At 53.0% G+C, this 15,732-nt stretch carries 13 protein-coding genes; 9 read left to right on the forward strand and 4 right to left on the reverse strand.

What is annotated here, in order from left to right; translation table 11 throughout:
* Nucleotides 1-47 precede the first annotated feature (47 nt).
* The 5 genes from MWU62_RS05610 to MWU62_RS05630 all read left to right on the forward strand — a co-directional run bounded on the left by MWU62_RS05610 (nucleotide 48) and on the right by MWU62_RS05630 (nucleotide 5,688).
* Entirely contained in the window at nucleotides 48-1,124 is a 1,077-nt protein-coding gene (locus MWU62_RS05610) for a TRAP transporter substrate-binding protein (RefSeq protein WP_216007174.1), read from the forward strand.
* A 99-nt stretch (nucleotides 1,125-1,223) separates the two neighbouring features.
* Nucleotides 1,224-1,769 (forward strand): TRAP transporter small permease subunit, encoded by a 546-nt coding sequence (locus tag MWU62_RS05615; RefSeq protein ID WP_247113938.1) that lies wholly within the window; start codon nucleotides 1,224-1,226, stop codon nucleotides 1,767-1,769.
* Nucleotides 1,766-3,061 (forward strand): TRAP transporter large permease subunit, encoded by a 1,296-nt coding sequence (locus MWU62_RS05620; protein ID WP_200362160.1) that lies wholly within the window; start codon nucleotides 1,766-1,768, stop codon nucleotides 3,059-3,061. Before MWU62_RS05615 ends, MWU62_RS05620 begins: the two co-directional genes overlap by 4 nt.
* A gap of 174 nt (nucleotides 3,062-3,235) precedes the next feature.
* Nucleotides 3,236-4,552 carry a cyclopropane-fatty-acyl-phospholipid synthase family protein gene (locus tag MWU62_RS05625; RefSeq protein ID WP_247113939.1) on the forward strand — a complete coding sequence of 439 codons (1,317 nt, stop codon included), beginning with the start codon at nucleotides 3,236-3,238 and terminating at the stop codon, nucleotides 4,550-4,552.
* A gap of 11 nt (nucleotides 4,553-4,563) precedes the next feature.
* Nucleotides 4,564-5,688 (forward strand): NAD(P)/FAD-dependent oxidoreductase, encoded by a 1,125-nt coding sequence (locus tag MWU62_RS05630; protein WP_247113940.1) that lies wholly within the window; start codon nucleotides 4,564-4,566, stop codon nucleotides 5,686-5,688.
* 65 nt (nucleotides 5,689-5,753) lie between these two features.
* Here the strand turns inward: MWU62_RS05630 and MWU62_RS05635 are convergent, their stop codons facing one another.
* Nucleotides 5,754-6,227: a DNA starvation/stationary phase protection protein gene (locus MWU62_RS05635; protein WP_247113941.1), complete on the reverse strand. Its 474-nt coding sequence runs from the start codon at nucleotides 6,225-6,227 to the stop codon at nucleotides 5,754-5,756.
* 118 nt (nucleotides 6,228-6,345) lie between these two features.
* Nucleotides 6,346-7,788, reverse strand: coding sequence for a dihydrolipoyl dehydrogenase (locus MWU62_RS05640; RefSeq protein ID WP_247113942.1), 1,443 nt, complete (start codon nucleotides 7,786-7,788; stop codon nucleotides 6,346-6,348).
* A 216-nt stretch (nucleotides 7,789-8,004) separates the two neighbouring features.
* Here MWU62_RS05640 and MWU62_RS05645 point away from each other — a divergent pair, with 216 nt between their 5' ends.
* Complete coding sequence (locus tag MWU62_RS05645; RefSeq protein WP_247113943.1) at nucleotides 8,005-8,676, forward strand: LysE family translocator; 672 nt, start codon at nucleotides 8,005-8,007, stop codon at nucleotides 8,674-8,676.
* On the opposite strand, the gene MWU62_RS05650 is transcribed toward MWU62_RS05645, so the two are convergent.
* On the reverse strand, nucleotides 8,621-9,673 hold the full coding sequence (locus MWU62_RS05650) for a 3-deoxy-7-phosphoheptulonate synthase (RefSeq protein WP_281494808.1): 1,053 nt from the start codon (nucleotides 9,671-9,673) through the stop codon (nucleotides 8,621-8,623). The genes MWU62_RS05645 and MWU62_RS05650 overlap by 56 nt on opposite strands.
* Before the next feature lie 367 nt (nucleotides 9,674-10,040).
* Here MWU62_RS05650 and MWU62_RS05655 point away from each other — a divergent pair, with 367 nt between their 5' ends.
* Entirely contained in the window at nucleotides 10,041-10,829 is a 789-nt protein-coding gene (locus MWU62_RS05655) for a secretin N-terminal domain-containing protein (protein ID WP_247113944.1), read from the forward strand.
* 3 nt (nucleotides 10,830-10,832) lie between these two features.
* Here MWU62_RS05655 and MWU62_RS05660 read toward each other — a convergent pair whose 3' ends face one another.
* Nucleotides 10,833-11,324 carry a molecular chaperone DnaJ gene (locus MWU62_RS05660; RefSeq protein ID WP_200362168.1) on the reverse strand — a complete coding sequence of 164 codons (492 nt, stop codon included), beginning with the start codon at nucleotides 11,322-11,324 and terminating at the stop codon, nucleotides 10,833-10,835.
* A 172-nt stretch (nucleotides 11,325-11,496) separates the two neighbouring features.
* On the opposite strand from MWU62_RS05660, the gene MWU62_RS05665 reads away from it, so the two are divergent.
* The gene (locus MWU62_RS05665; RefSeq protein WP_247113945.1) at nucleotides 11,497-12,630 is read left to right on the forward strand and encodes an efflux RND transporter periplasmic adaptor subunit; all 1,134 of its coding nucleotides are present in this window, start codon (nucleotides 11,497-11,499) and stop codon (nucleotides 12,628-12,630) included.
* Complete coding sequence (locus MWU62_RS05670; protein WP_247113946.1) at nucleotides 12,630-15,707, forward strand: efflux RND transporter permease subunit; 3,078 nt, start codon at nucleotides 12,630-12,632, stop codon at nucleotides 15,705-15,707. The genes MWU62_RS05665 and MWU62_RS05670 overlap by 1 nt, the downstream gene beginning before the upstream one ends.
* Nucleotides 15,708-15,732 lie beyond the last annotated feature (25 nt).

Below are 15,732 nucleotides of genomic sequence, written 5' to 3' on the forward strand. Positions count from 1 at the left end.
AAAAGCTCAGGCTAGACCTATAAAAATGACAAAAGGACACAAGAGCAATGAAGATTCGTTCCGTTCTCTCTGCGGCGTTAATCACCGTGGCCGCTACTTTCACTTCTGCGCAAGCATTCGCTGAAGACACCTTTACTCTCAAAATGGCCGAAACCTGGGGCCCAAACTTCCCGATTTTTGGTGACACTACCAAAAACTTCGCCAAGTCCGTAGAGACCATGTCAAACGGGCGCATAAAAATCCGTATCGATTCTGCCAACAAGCATAAAGCGCCGCTAGGCGTGTTTGATATGGTTAAGGCTGGCCAGTACGACATGGGCCACTCAGCCTCCTACTACTGGAAAGGCAAGGTTCCCGAGACTCTATTCTTCACCAGCATGCCTTTTGGCATGAACGCCATGGAACAGTATGCCTGGTTCTATCACGGCGGCGGCATGGAGCTTATGCAGGAAGTCTATTCGCCTCATAACATGCTCTCCTTCCCAGGTGGCAATACCGGCGTTCAAATGGGCGGCTGGTTCCGTGAAGAAATCAAGTCACTGGACGACCTTAAAGGTCTGAAGATGCGTATTCCCGGCTTCGCTGGTGAAGTGTTCGCAGAAGTGGGCGTCAACCCCACCAACATCGCACCGGGCGAGCTATATACTGCACTTGAGCGCAACACCATTGATGCGGTTGAGTGGGTAGGTCCAGCTCTGGATTTGCGTCTTGGCTTTCAACAGATTGCTGACTACTACTACACAGGCTGGCACGAGCCATCCACTGAACTGCAATTCTTGATCAACAAGAAGGTTTGGGAAAAGTTGCCAGCCGACCTGCAAGAAATCATGCGAGTAGCAATGCGCACAGCTTCTTACGACATGCTGGTCCTCTCTCAGCACGCCAACGCAGAAGCCTGGGCCAACATTAAGAAAGACTACCCGAACGTGCAGATTAAGCAGTTCCCGCAGGATATTTTCCAGGCTATGTTCGATGCCAACAAAAAGCTGCTTAAAGAAGCATCTGAAAGCAACGAGCAGGCTGCTCGGATTGTAAAATCGCAGCAAGATTATTTGGAGCAAAGCCGCGCATATACCGATATTTCTGAGCGCGCATACCTGAACACCATGGGTACAGTAGAGTAAGATAGAGGCTGTAATGGAGCCGGGATCGCTTCGGAGGTGGTCCCGGCTTTGTTGTATATAGCAATAGCAAAATCGCCAGCCCTTGGCGGAGGATAGTAAATGCGGTGGATTATAAAGCTGGACGAAGGCCTTGCCCGTTTGTCCGCTCTGTGTGGCTGGATAGCCTGTGTCGCTATGTTGCTGATGGCTGGCAATGTTTTTTACGATGTTGTTGCCCGTTACGCGTTTAACGAAGTTTCTATTGGGATGCAGGAGATGGAATGGCACCTGTATTCGGTGGTATTCCTGTTCGGGATTCCCTATGCCTTGCGGACCGATGGCCACGTTCGGGTTGACGTTTTTTATACGCGTTGGCACGGCAAAGCCAAGGCTTGGGTAAACCTCATAGGTGCGCTGATATTTGTCATTCCGTTTGCCTACTTGATTGGCATCTATGGCTACGATTTCGCTGTGAACGCCTACGAAATGGGCGAAGGCAGCGGCGACCCCGGCGGGTTACCCCAACGCTGGATCATTAAATCGATTATCCCGATCACCGCATTTTTTATCGCTATAGCTGGTCTCAACATGGCTACCTACGCTCTGCGTGTTATGTCTGGTGAGAAACAGTACGAAGGTGAGCACAGCGGAGGAGGTCTCGCATGATCGGTATGATTATGTTTTTGGTTGCCCTGTTCATGCTGATGCTGGGCTTCCCCGTTGCCTTCACCTTTGGAGGCGTTGCTTTGTTCTTTGGTGTGTTCGCAGAAGGCATGGATTTATTTGCCTTTATGCCTTACCGCATCATGAGCGTTATGCAAAACACCGTCCTGATGGCTGTGCCTCTGTTTATTTTCATGGGTGTTATTTTGCAGCGCACCCGCCTTGCTGAGCAATTGTTAACCTCCATGGGCCGGCTGTTTGGCGGGCTACCGGGCGGCTTGGCCATATCAACTATTCTAGTGGGCGCTTTGCTCGCGGCTTCCACCGGCGTTGTGGGCGCAAGCGTAGTAGCCATGGGCCTGATTTCCCTGCCGGTTATGCTAGCCCACAAATATGACAAGCGCCTTGCAACTGGCACCATTTGTGCGGCGGGCACTCTAGGGCAGATTGTTCCGCCCTCAATCATTCTGATCATTCTGGGTGATGTACTCGGACTGCCTGTTGGCGACCTGTTCAAGGCCGCCGTCGGACCTGGCGTGGTGCTTATCGGGCTATATATTGTCTATATCCTGATCATGACCCGCTTCAAGCCCGAGACGGCACCAGCCATGCCGAAAGACGACAGCATTTCCCGTAAAAAGGAAGTAATGAATGCGCTGCTGGCGATCATTCCGCCGTTGGCGTTGATTGTTATCGTGCTCGGCTCAATCTTTACCGGCATTGCCACACCTACAGAATCCTCCGCTCTGGGTGGTGTTGGCGCGATTATTTTGGCCATTATCTACCGGCAGTTCTCGTTCCAAATGGTTTGGGATGCGTCGAAAGATACGGTCAAGGTAACCGCCATGGTGTTTGCTATCTTGATCGGTGCTACGGCTTTCTCCATGGTCTTTAGCTATACAGGTGGCGACTATCTTTTGGAAGAGTGGATGCTGGCGCTACCGGGTGAGAAGTGGGGCTTTATCATTCTCGCCATGTTGGTGATTATGATTCTGGGCTTTTTCATCGATTTTGTGGAAATCTCATTTATCATCGTGCCTATTCTGGCGCCCGTGGCTGAAGCTTTGGGCATCAACATGCTCTGGTTCGCCATTCTCATCGCCATGAACTTGCAAACCAGCTTCCTCACACCACCCTTCGGGTTCTCTTTGTTCTACCTGAAAGGTGTGGCACCACCGGAAGTGCGAACGGTCGATATCTACAAAGGCGTATTGCCGTTTATCTTCCTTCAGGTGTTTGTGCTGGCGCTGATCGTAGTGTTCCCCGAGTGGTTCGGCATGAGCTCCTCTTACTGATTTGTGGCGCAGCCGGGTCGCCAAGCCCGGCTGCGACTGCATACCTGACAAACACAAAACTCTCTCTATACTTAGTAAGCAATCAACAATTCTCAGACAAGTATTCGGGATAAGCCTCGGCGCGCGACCGCCAGCCTGAACAGCAATGTTAGGGTAAAAAAGGGAGTAGAGTCCGTGAATAAGAATAGCGCTCGAAAAAGCGCCCCCCAGCACAGCCACACCAACCAATCCCACGTCCTAAACCTGCCCCTGCAGGATACTCAGGTAACTCGCGAACCACATTCCCACGAGCGTTGGCTGGTAGCAAAGCTCATGCGCATGGCAGGGTCTCCTCCCATTCGGTTCCGGTTATGGAACAACGATGAAATTGAACCCCATGGGCAGCCTGCGCTGTTTACCGTTTATCTAGCCGATCCCAAAGCACTATACGCGTTGGTCGCCAATCCTAATCTAGCTTTTGGCGACCTATACAGCGCCGGGCGGTTGGATGTGGAGGGCGACCTGCCAGATCTAATGGATGCCCTCTACCGAGCTATTCATCAGGCTCGCCAAAAGTGGCCACGTTGGCTTGAAGCTCTTTGGCGAAGCCATGCGCCCCGCTCAACAGGTCCTTCGGAAGCACTGGAAAACATTCACCATCACTACGATCTAGGCAACGACTTCTACCGGCTTTGGCTCGATCAGGCCGAAATGCAGTACACCTGCGCCTACTATGAGCGCCCGGAACTGAGTTTAGAGCAAGCACAATTGGCAAAGCTGGAGCATATATGCAGAAAGCTTAGACTCAAACCCGGCATGACAGTGGTTGAGGCCGGTTGCGGTTGGGGTGGGCTGGCGCGTTACATGGCGCGTCATTATGGGGTTAAGGTTCACGCCTACAATATTTCTGAGGAGCAAATTGCCTATGCTCAGGCGCAGGCCCGTAAACAAGGGCTGCACACACAAATTGAGTATATTAAAGACGACTACCGCAACATTCAGGGCCAGTACGATGCGTTTGTGTCGGTTGGCATGTTGGAGCATGTGGGCAAAGAAAATTTCCATGCGCTATCAGAACTGATTAAACGCTCACTAAAGCCCAGTGGCATGGCACTCATTCACAGCATTGGCCGCAACAGGCCCATGTTGATGAACGCATGGATAGAAAAGCGCATCTTCCCCGGCGCTTATCCCCCCAGTATCGGCGAGATCATGGACCTGTGTGAACACGGCGATTTTTCTGTACTCGATGTAGAGAACCTGAGGCTCCACTATGCCCGCACCCTGAGCGTTTGGATGGAGCGCTTTGACGGGGCACAAGGCAGGATCACTGATATGTACGACGAGCACTTTACGCGAGCCTGGCGCATGTATCTGGCAGGCTCTATTGCCGCATTTCAGGCGGGGTCTTTGCAGCTTTTTCAGGTTGTGTTTACCCATGGCGATAGTAATCAGCTACCTGCAACCCGTCAGGACCTTTATACCTTCCCCGCTGCACCTGAAAACGTTTGAGGTTACCGCACATGGAAACGTATGACCTGATTATCGTTGGCGCAGGCCCGGCAGGATCAACTCTTGCAAAAGCCCTTGAGGGTAGCGGCAAGCGTGCTCTGATGATCGACAAACAAGCTTTCCCCCGGGACAAAACCTGCGCCGGCTGGGTAACCCCCTCAGTGATTAAAGCTTTGGATATCGATCTTGCCGACTACGGTAATGGCCGAACACTTCAACCTATACGCCGTTTCCAGATCGGCATGATGGGACAGACGGCGGTTGAAAATGATCATGGCAGTGTCGTCAGCTATGGCATAAGACGCTGCGAGTTCGATGATTATCTACTGGAGCGCACAAATACCCCTAAACAGCTTGGTACACCCGTTAATAATATTACCCGCAAAGAGGGTAACTGGGTGATCAACGACACCTGGTCGGCGCCCTTAATTGTTGGCGCAGGCGGGCACTTCTGCCCGGTTGCCAAGCTGGTTGGCGACGGCCCGGGAAGCCATGAAACCGTCGTGGCCGCCAAAGAAATCGAGTTTGAAATGACTCACGAACAAGCAAAAGCCTGCGAAGTCCGAGGAGACACGCCCGAGCTGTGGTTTTGCAAAGACCTAAAAGGTTACGCTTGGGTCTTTCGCAAAGGTAACTACTTAAACGTTGGACTTGGGCGGGAAGACAACCACAAACTGACGGACCATTTGCAAGATTTTGTGGAGGCCATGAAAGCCAAAGGCAAGGTTCCGGCAGACCTGCCCAGCCGCTTCAAAGGTCACGCTTATTTGCTTTATGACCATGCAGAGCGGGCGCTGCTAGACGACGGCCTTTTGCTCATTGGCGATGCTGCGGGGCTTGCTTATACCCAAAGCGGTGAAGGGATTCGCCCGGCCGTTGAATCTGCATTATTGGCGGCTGACGTAATCCGGCAAGCGCCAGACTTTTCTGCCACCTCCTTGCAGGCCTACGCCGATGCCATTGCGGAACGTTTTGGCCATCGTGGCTCTGTTACCGAGGAAGGTTTTCAGGTGCCGGATTGGGTCAAAATGCCCTTGGCCGCCACGCTGATGCGATCACACTGGTTTACGCGTAAGGTGATCACAGAAAAGTGGTTTTTGCATCAAGACGTGCCAGCTCTAGCCGCGAATTCGTAACGCGCACATTTCATGCAGACATGAAAAAGGCGGCCAGACGACCGCCTTTTTACCGCTGCCGGGGCTTAGTGGCCCAAATAACTGCGATACATCCAGACCGTTTTTTCCTGCTGGGAAATGTAATCGCTCATCAAAGCAACGGTGCCTTCATCCTCTGCATTGCCTGCAAGGCTTAGCAAGTCCCGTTGTTTGCCTATCAACTTGGCAAAGCTATCGACAATGTTGTTCATAGCCTCTTTGCCATCCGCGACGTCTTTCTGTTCAGGAATTTCCGAGCGTTCGATATAAGTGCTGTATGCATGGGAAGGGCGATGGCCCAATGTGAGAACGCGCTCTGCAATCTCATCAATCTTTAGCAACAGGTCGTCGTAAAGCTCTTCAAATTTCACGTGCAGCTCAAAAAAATTATCGCCTTTGATGTTCCAATGATAACCGCGCACGTTCATGTAAAAAATTTGATAGTTGGACAGCAGATCGTTGAGAGAATCGGCCAGCTTTACCGTTTTTTCTTTGTCCAGACCAATAAAGTTCTTGCTCATTACATGCCTCCTTGGTGGCTGTAAAATTCAACCTGTAGTAACAATAGCGAAAGCTTCAGGCTTTGGTGAAGTTGAGTTATCCCATTTAGGTCATAGCAGGAATTTATCTTTGAACCGTTTAAACACCAGGGCCACAATCGGTGCAATCACCCTCTGGGGCCGGTCCTATATTTAGGTTTCGGTTGAGGTCTCTGAGTGCCGTTCTCACACCCTCCTCAATTACTGGGTGATAAAACGGCATTTCCAGCATTTCGCTGACGGTTAACCGGCGTTGTGCTGACCATGCCAACAAGTGGGCTATGTGCTCGGCCGCCGGACCAAACATTTCGGCACCCAGAAATAGCCCGCTGCCATGCTCGCCGTATACCCGCAACAAACCACTGTTTTTGCCCATCACTCGGCTACGACCCTGATTTTCAAACGACACTTCCCCTACTGCGAAGCAGCCGCCACAACGCTTATCCACTTCATTAATCGTTAGCCCCACACTAGCTATTTGGGGGTCGGTAAACACAACTGCAAGGGGAGTGCTTCTTTTGCCTGCTCTAACTTCCGGGTAAGACGCCGCGTTATTTCCAGCAATCTGACCTTCATCTGCGGCTTCGTGCAACAGAGGCAAATGGTTGTTCGCATCCCCCGCAATGAATATATGGCTTTGCCCACACTGAAGTGTGTGCGGGTCATAAAGGGGCATACCTTTGTCGTCTAATTCAATGTCGGCGTTTTGTATATCCAAACCGTCGACGTTTGGCCTACGCCCCGTCGCCGCGAGCAAATACTCGAATGTTTCGGTTTTGTCGCCCTCACTGCCATCAGTGAATGTAACCGCCACGCCTCCATCCACGCGCTCAACCCGTTTCACATCACCATCCGGATCCAACGGGAACTCTTCATTGAAGCGTCTGAGTGCATAAGCACGGATACTATCGTCCTGAATCGGCCCAACGGCGCCACCCACACCGAACATTCTTACCCGAACACCGAGGCGGCTGAGTGCCTGGCCTAGTTCCAACCCGATCACCCCAGGGCCAAAAACCACCACCGATTCGGGCAAATCCTGCCATTCGAAAATATCGTCGTTTACCACTAAGCGGTCTTTTGCTTCTTTCAAAAACCCCGGAATGTTGGGGCGAGAACCGGTAGCGATAACGATACGCTTGGCATCAATTTCGATATCGTTGCCGACAATGAGGCGGTTAGGCCCAGCAAAGCGGGCATGACCCTTGATTTTGTGCTCTTCGGAGAACTTTTCTACCGAGCGGAGAACCGAACCGACAAACCGGTCCCGTTCTGAGCGCACTCGCGCCATAACTGTTTTTCCGTCTACGGTAATCTTGCCCGCAGACACTCCGAAAAGATCTGCCTGAGCCATCTGGTATGCGCTGTCCGCTGCAGCAAGCAGAAGTTTACTTGGCATACAGCCCACTCTCGCACAGGTAGTGCCATACTGGTCGCCTTCGATCAGCACAACCTTATCCGTAACTTTTCGTACGCGGCTATAGGCGACCATACCTGCAGTGCCCGCACCGATAATGGCAACGTCAACTTCGCGCTTTTCCATAAATTAGTCTCCAAACCGATACTCCCGAAGCTCGGGACAGTGGATGAAATAGTCAATCGAGTATACGCCAGTATAGAGGCAGGGATTGTTTTGTGCGGTAGGTGAAAAAACCGGCGACTGGGTTTATGCTGACAGCCCTATACAGACTCTGGCAATCTCTGCGTTTTTATCCATAAGCCTTTACCCGTAATTCTGATAGTTAACGAGAACCTTAGTATGAACAATTACTGGCCGGAATTTTTCACTGTGGCGCTTGTGCATCTGCTGGCTGTTGCCAGCCCGGGGCCAGACCTTGCGGTAATGATCCGGCAGGCGCTGTGCCAAAGCCGCCGGAATGCCCTACTCACTGCCATAGGTATCGGTGCTGGCATTCTGGTGCACGTAAGCTATTCGCTGTTGGGTATTGGTTTTATTATCCAGCAGTCGATACTGCTGTTTACCATACTTAAGATTGCCGGGGCTTTGTATCTAACCTGGATTGCTGTCCAGTGCCTCAAAGCCCGAGCAGGCGGGATTCATGTGGAAACCGAACCGCACACATCGCAGTCCAGTTTTGCCGCGCTGCGTCTGGGGTTCTTAACCAATGCTCTGAACCCCAAAGCGACCCTGTTCTTTGTCTCGCTGTTTTCGGTAGTGATCAGCCCGGGCACTCCAGTAGCGATTCAGGCCAGCTATGGCGCTTATATGGCGGTGGCTACAGGGGTTTGGTTCATTTTGGTTGCCATATTCTTCACCCTGCCCGCCGTGCGCAAAGGTTTTAACCGGTTTGGCCATTGGCTAGACCGGCTCATGGGCGGTGTTTTGCTGTTGCTGGCTGGCCAGCTCTTACTCTCTACAGTGAGCGGAGCAGAGCCTCCGTCTGGTCCCAGCTCAGGCATGGGTCAGTAATAGAGCACCCATAGCGCAGGTCGTCGCCGTCGTTTTGTCGGCCTGCCTCTAGAAAACTCTCCAGCATCAGCCCACGAATACCAGAGCTACCCGAATGCTTCTGGCGCATTACTTCACGAGCTACATCGATCTGTCGCTCAGCCTGTTTGCAGGCGTTATCGTGGCTGCAATCCACCATAATGGCTGCGCACAGATCTGCTTCAGACAGGCTCTTCACGGCGTGCTGAATGCTGACTTCATCGTAATTAGTGATTCCCCTGCCGCCACGCAGCACAAGATGGGTGTCTGGGTTACCCCGGGTGCTAACCATAACCGGCGCCCCATGACTGGATACACCTAGGTGGTGATGCGGGTGGGCTCCCGACTTCATCGCATTAATCGCAACGCTGATACCACCGTCAGTGCCGTTTTTAAAACCTGCGGGCATCGGCAGCCCACTGACCATCTCGCGGTGAATCTGAGATTCGGTGGTGCGGGCTCCGATGGCAGTCCAGCTCACCAAGTCCCCCAGGTAATCCATGGCAAAAGGGCTCAAAGCTTCAGTGGCCAATGGCAACCCCATCTCGGCTAAGTTAAGAAGCAAGCGTCGTGAGCGGAGCAAGCCTTCGTTGAGGTCGCCTGTGCCTGTGCGTTCGGGATCGTATAACAAGCCCTTCCACCCTACGGTTGTTCTGGGCTTTTCTAAATAGGCGCGCATCACAATTAGAAAGCGGTCGCTGACAACGTCAGCCAGAGCTTTGAGCTTTTCACCATACTCCAGCGCAGCGACTTCATCATGAATCGAACAGGGGCCGACGACGATCAAAGTTCGCTCATCCGAGCCGTGCAAAACATCGCGAACCGCTTGCCGGTGCCTGCTCACCTGTCGGGCAAGCCGCTCATCCACCGGCAATCGCTGGCGTAGCTCAGCTGGCGTAGGCAGCGCAGTTTCCTCACGCTGTGTTGCGGCTGCACTTAGCACCTGATCTTTCCCGGCGGCGTTCAAAGGCATGTTCATATCTGTTTTCCCGTTTCCCTGTATCAGAATCAAAAAAGCCCCGGCTGGGCTACCAGTCGGGGCTTTCTGAGTCCGACGGCAGCCTGGTTTTTCGCCGGGCTGCCATCCTCGTTATTCGTTTGTTGAAGATGCTAAGGGCGGCCCTGACGCTGGCTAAAATAAAAGCCATAACCAAACCACCAAAAAAACACAGCAGCGACCGCATCCTTCGCCTTTTGGCCGAAAGCTTGCAGAACATTCAATTGACAGATCGCTTGTGTCGTCTTCATGCTTATCAATATATACCCCGGGTTTTCACCTTGGCAACCCGTAAACCGGACTTTTTTACCAAACAAACCGCGTTTTTCGGGAAAATGGGAGCCAAAATATGTCATTGAGCCTACGCAACTTCACCTCTCGCCTCGCCTTTATTGTTGCTCTGGCGCTCGCCTCAGGCTCCGGCACTGCATACGCGGAATCCCGCGCTTACCAACTCAACAATCGACCCGCTGATGACGTTGCTGCGCAGATTCGGGAGCTGTATCAGGGCGAATCCTTGGCAGTGACGGCTAGAGGTCAACAGATTGTGGTTCGCGGAACACAGTCAATGCTAGATGAAATCGGCACCTTGGTTGAAACCCTTGATGTAGCCCAAGCCCAGCTGCGAATAACAGTGCGTTCTACAGACGATATTGGCGGCAAAGGCTCCGGCGGCGGCATTACTACAACCAGAAACACGGTTGGCGTTACCGTAGAACGTCGCGTTACCAGCACCAGCGGCTCGCGGGAACGGAGCCTTGTCGTTATGGATGGGCAATCGGCCCATATTACATCAGGTCAGGTGCGTACCCTGCCCTTCGCTGTGCGTGGCGGTAGGAACCCGGCGGCTATTTTAACTCAGGTCGAAACACGCAGCGGGTTTGTTGTTAGCCCTCAGGTTATTTCAGACCGGGCAGTGGAACTTAACATCGTATCTTTTGAGGTCGACCCCGCCGAGCTGGAAGGTTATGAAACGCAGGCGCTGGTGACCATTCGCCGCGTAGAGCCCGGTCAATGGGTCTCATTGGGCAGTGCGTCTACTCAATCCACCAGCGAACAATCAGGCATTGCTTACAGCGTAAAAAGCAGCCGCTCAGACAATCGCAGTTTTGAAGTTAAGGTCGACGTTATCCATTAACACTCAGGCTCTACCGTGGAGCAGAACACTTTTGGCTTCGTTGATCTTCGCAGCCAGATAGTCGCTGCCACCACGATCCGGGTGCAGCTTTTGGATAAGGCGGCGGTGCGCCAAAACAACGTCTTCTTTTGAACAGTCTGCGGTAACACCCAGTATTTCGCAGGCTTCTCGCTCAGTCATTCCGGTGCCTTGCGGCTGCCCCGACTCGGCGCCACCGGCAGGCCCAGCATTGTCTTTGCCCGAGAAAAGTCGGTTCAAGGTGGGGAAGAACCGGGCAAGTTCCGGCAGTTTGCGCAAAAGAGGTATCAACGCCGCGATTCCGGCGGTCAACACATGCACTCGGCCGGTTAAAACCATCACCAACAAAAAGATGCCGCCAGCAATAAAGACAAGCTTCCAGGTTGCAGCTTTTTTCTTTTCCGCCGACAATCCACCCCACTGTTTTAGAATCACAAAGACGGTTGCCGCCAGCGCAATTCCAAGTATCCAATGCATGATTGATCCTTTGCTGCTGAAAGAGCGTAATTCTGGCACCCAATATAACGGCAAAGCTAGCCAAAAATACCTACAACCCGGTGACAAGTACACCCTGAATTTTGTAGGATGCTACGCTTTGTCGCGAATTTATCATTCCCGCATCCAAATAGAGATTCCCAGGACCTGAACTATGCGCACTGCTTCCCGCTTCCTGATCGCAATTATTTTCCTCGGCGTGGTGCTTGGCGGCATCTTTGGCTATAAGTTTTACCAGTTTGGCCAGATGAAAGAAATGCTGTCCCAACCGCAACCGCCTGCAGAGGTATCTGCCACCGAAGCTCGCACTGAGAGCTGGACCCCAAGTATTAAGGCCGTGGGCAGTGTTAATGCGGTCAACGGCATTGAAGTTGCCAACGAGGTGCCTGGCGTTATTTCGAGCATTAATTTCGAATCAGGCGATACGGTGAAAAAAGGCGACATTCTCATTCGCCTGAATACGGCAATTGACGAAGCCGCCGTGCGCACCCGTAGGGCAGAGGCCCAACTTGCGGAGCAGGAGTTCAAACGTATCTCCGACCTACTGCCAAAGCGTGCTGTGTCCCAGTCCCAATTTGATGAGTCCAAAGCCAACTTCGACGCAGCCCAAGCCCGCGTTAACGAGGCGGATGCCCAGCTCAGTAAAAAAGTTATCCGCGCACCCTTCGATGGCACTCTAGGCATTCGTATGGTGGATCAGGGTGAGTACATTGCCACGGGCACGCCGATCGTTGAAATCAACATGCTTGATCCGATCTATGTAGATTTCACCTTGTCTGAAAAGAATCTGCAGGACGTTGCACGGGACTACTCAGTGGTGGCTACCGTTGCCGCAGTTCCCGAGCAGGAGTTCAAGGGCAAAGTCAGCGCCATCAACACATCCGTGAACCCCGAAACCCGCACTGTGCGTGTGCGCGCCACTCTGAGCAACCCACAGAAGCTGCTCAGACCGGGCATGTTCGCAACCATCCGCACCTTGCAGCCGAAGGATGACGAAGTGGTTACGGTTCCCCGCACGGCCGTCTCCTACAACACCTATGGCGATTTCGTGTTTGTGATTGAGGAAAATGATGATGGCGATCTGGTTGTCAATCGCCGCAGCGTCACTGCGGGCCAAACCCGTGACAAGCGTGTTGCTATTCTCTCCGGCCTCGAAGCAGGCGAGAAAGTCGTTTCCAAAGCATTGCTGAGACTCCGCGCTGGCCAAAAGGTCAAGATTCAAGAAGAGAACTCTGACGAGAGCTCTGGCCAGAGCCAGAAAAAGCAGCCGCAGGAGGCCTCTGAATAATGCGATTCACCGACATTTTCATCCATCGTCCCGTTTTGGCGACGGTGGTTAGCCTACTCATCCTGCTGCTCGGTGCCCGAGCCGCTATGGAAATGGAGATCCGGCAATACCCGGAACTCGAAAGCACAACGGTTACGGTCACAACGGCCTACCCGGGTGCTAGTTCAGACCTCATCAAAGGCTTCATAACCACACCACTGCAGCAAGCGATTGCCGAAGCCAGCGGTATCGATTACCTGACATCCACCAGCTCGCAGGGTAAGTCGACCATCGAGGCCAAGATGGTGCTGAACTACGACGCCAACGCGGCACTGGCTGAAATTCAGGCCAAGGTGGCCAGCCAGCGCAACGTACTCCCGGCTGATGCGCAGGACCCGGTAATCACCTCCACCACGGGTGATTCCACGGCGCTGATGTACATTGCTTTTTACAGCACCGAGATGGCCGTTCCTCAGATTACCGATTACCTGACTCGGGTAGTGCAACCTAGATTGCAGGCACTTTCTGGCGTAGGTAAAGCACAACTTCTTGGGCGCGAGTTCGCCCTGCGGGTGTGGCTGGACCCTGAGCGCCTTGCGGCGGTGGACATGACGCCCGGAGAAGTGGTCGCCAAGCTGCGCGCCAACAACTATCAGGCGGCAGTGGGCAACACCAAGGGCGCCTACACTGAAATAAGCATGACCAGTGACACAGATGTCGCGGATCCAGACGAGTTCAACAATCTGGTGGTCAAGCAGGTTAACGGAACCCAGATTCGATTGCAGGACATTGCCCGCGTTGAACTGGGGTCACAAACCTACAGTGCGCTAGCGCTGTATAAAGGTCAGCCCGCAACCTACGTGGCTATTGAGCTGGCGCCGGGCGCCAACCCGCTCACGGTAGCTGGTCTGGTTAAAGATGATCTTCCGGATATCAAAAGCCAGTTGCCGGGCGAGATGGACGTGCGCCTAGCTTATGACGCATCGGACTTTATTGAAGATTCCATCAACGAAGTGATCCGTACCCTAATTGAAGCCATGGGTATCGTTCTTGTGGTGGTTTTCTTGTGCCTAGGCTCTATTCGCGCATCCATTGTGCCCTCGGTAGCAGTCCCACTGTCACTGATTGGCGGCGCTTTCATTATGTTGATGTTCGGGTTCTCTCTGAACCTACTCACTCTGCTGTCTATGGTTCTTGCCATCGGTCTGGTAGTAGACGACGCCATTATTATGGTCGAGAACGTACACAGACACATCGAGGAAGGTGAGTCACGGTTTGAAGCTGCCCTGCACGGCGCCAGAGAGATGGCTGTACCCATCATTGCCATGACCACCACCTTGGTGGCCGTGTACGCGCCGATCGGGTTTATGGGCGGTCTTGTAGGCTCCCTGTTTACCGAGTTCGCCTTCACGCTGGCCGGTACCGTCGTAATCTCGGGCATTGTGGCTCTTACGCTTTCGCCTATGTTGTCCGGCATGGTTCTGAAGCCTCATGGCAACCCAGGTAAATTCGAAAGGCTGGTAGAGCGCACGTTCAACGGCATTTCGTCGGGTTATAAATCAGCGCTCGGCTCTTTGATGCAAACCAAATCCGTGGTGGTGTTTTTTGCGCTCGTGGTGCTTGGCTCCATCTACTTCATGGCGATGATGAGCCAGAACGAACTGGCCCCCACGGAAGATCAAGGCATCTTGTTCTATCAGGGCCTTGGCCCCCAAACAGCCACTCTGGATTACCTGCTTGAGCACGGCGACGAAGTTCAGGGGCGTCTGGCTTCCACACCCGGCTATGCAGAAGACTTCATGATTGTGGGCATCACCGCCCCTAACGCTGTATTTGGTGGTTTCAAGATGGAACCCTGGAGCAAGCGGGAGCTTAGCCAGTTCGAAATCCAGCCTCAGCTTGATGGCGAACTTAAAAAAGTGACCGGGCTGCAGACTGCGGTATTCGCTCCACCAGCCCTACCCGGTTCAGGCGGTGGTCTGCCGTTCCAGTTCGTGATCACCACCGGCAGCAGTTACGAGCAGCTTGATCAGGTAGCAAGTGAGCTGTTGGGCAAGGCTATGGGCAGCGGTAACTTTATGTTCCTCCAGAAGTCGATCAACTTTGATCGGCCGGTTACCCGCATCAATGTTGATCGTGACCGGGTGGCGGACCTTGGGCTTTCAATGCAAGACGTGGGGCAATCGCTTTCCAGCATGCTTGGTGGCGGTTATATCAACCGTTTCAGCATGGAAGGCCGCTCCTATCAAGTTATCCCGCAGGTGGATCAGAAGTTCCGTTTGGATGAGCAAGCGCTGAACGATTATTATATCCGCACAGGCAATGGCGATTTAGTGCCATTGGGCAGTGTTGTGAGCTTTACACACGATGTTGAACCGTCCAACCGTACACAGTTTAACCAGCAAAACTCGCTCACTCTGCAAGGCGTCGTTATGCCCGGTGTCGCGGCGGGCACAGCTATGGAATTCATGGAACAATCTGCCGACGAAGTGTTTCCGCAAGGTTTCACATACGACTACACAGGTCAGAGCCGGCAGCTGGCCAATCAGGGCAGCGCTCTGGTGGTTACTTTCTTCCTTTCGCTGTTGGTGATTTATCTGGTGCTTGCGGCACAGTTCGAAAGCTGGCGCGATCCGTTCATCATTCTCGTGTCAGTGCCCATGTCCGTAGCGGGTGCCATGGCGTTTATCGTTCTTGGCTTTGCGACCATGAATATCTACACGCAGGTAGGTCTGATTACCCTGATCGGGGTGGTCTCTAAAAACGGCATACTGATTGTGGAGTTCGCCAACCTGCTGCAGAAAGATAAAGGCATGAACAAAACGGAAGCGGTTATTGAAGCAGCAGCCATTCGTTTGCGGCCCATCATAATGACGTCGCTGGCGCTGATCTTCGCTATGGTACCGCTGCTTATCGCAGCCGGACCGGGCGCAGAAAGCCGCTTCGCTATTGGTTTAACCATCAGTGCCGGCTTGGGCATTGGCACCCTGTTCACGGTATTCGTGTTACCAGCGTTCTACATTCTGCTGGCTCGCGATCACAACGAAGGGAAAGACGAACAGGATAGTCGCTCAGAACCGGTGCCCGTAAGTTCATAAAAGCTAACGGCAGTAACTAAAAACC

It is taken from the genome of Marinobacter sp. S6332 (genome assembly GCF_023016045.1).
In the GTDB taxonomy this organism is placed as follows: domain Bacteria; phylum Pseudomonadota; class Gammaproteobacteria; order Pseudomonadales; family Oleiphilaceae; genus Marinobacter.

Excerpts from the sequence above, each read along its gene's own strand:
- MWU62_RS05615 (WP_247113938.1), top strand. The coding sequence starts at position 1,224 with ATGCGGTGGATTATAAAGCTGGACGAAGGCCTTGCCCGTTTGTCCGCT.
- MWU62_RS05670 (WP_247113946.1), top strand. The coding sequence starts at position 12,630 with ATGCGATTCACCGACATTTTCATCCATCGTCCCGTTTTGGCGACGGTG.
- MWU62_RS05665 (WP_247113945.1), top strand. The coding sequence starts at position 11,497 with ATGCGCACTGCTTCCCGCTTCCTGATCGCAATTATTTTCCTCGGCGTG.
- MWU62_RS05655 (WP_247113944.1), top strand. The coding sequence starts at position 10,041 with ATGTCATTGAGCCTACGCAACTTCACCTCTCGCCTCGCCTTTATTGTT.
- MWU62_RS05650 (WP_281494808.1), bottom strand. The coding sequence starts at position 9,673 with ATGAACATGCCTTTGAACGCCGCCGGGAAAGATCAGGTGCTAAGTGCA.
- MWU62_RS05630 (WP_247113940.1), top strand. The coding sequence starts at position 4,564 with ATGGAAACGTATGACCTGATTATCGTTGGCGCAGGCCCGGCAGGATCA.
- MWU62_RS05645 (WP_247113943.1), top strand. The coding sequence starts at position 8,005 with ATGAACAATTACTGGCCGGAATTTTTCACTGTGGCGCTTGTGCATCTG.
- MWU62_RS05610 (WP_216007174.1), top strand. The coding sequence starts at position 48 with ATGAAGATTCGTTCCGTTCTCTCTGCGGCGTTAATCACCGTGGCCGCT.
- MWU62_RS05635 (WP_247113941.1), bottom strand. The coding sequence starts at position 6,227 with ATGAGCAAGAACTTTATTGGTCTGGACAAAGAAAAAACGGTAAAGCTG.
- MWU62_RS05660 (WP_200362168.1), bottom strand. The coding sequence starts at position 11,324 with ATGCATTGGATACTTGGAATTGCGCTGGCGGCAACCGTCTTTGTGATT.
- MWU62_RS05640 (WP_247113942.1), bottom strand. The coding sequence starts at position 7,788 with ATGGAAAAGCGCGAAGTTGACGTTGCCATTATCGGTGCGGGCACTGCA.
- MWU62_RS05620 (WP_200362160.1), top strand. The coding sequence starts at position 1,766 with ATGATCGGTATGATTATGTTTTTGGTTGCCCTGTTCATGCTGATGCTG.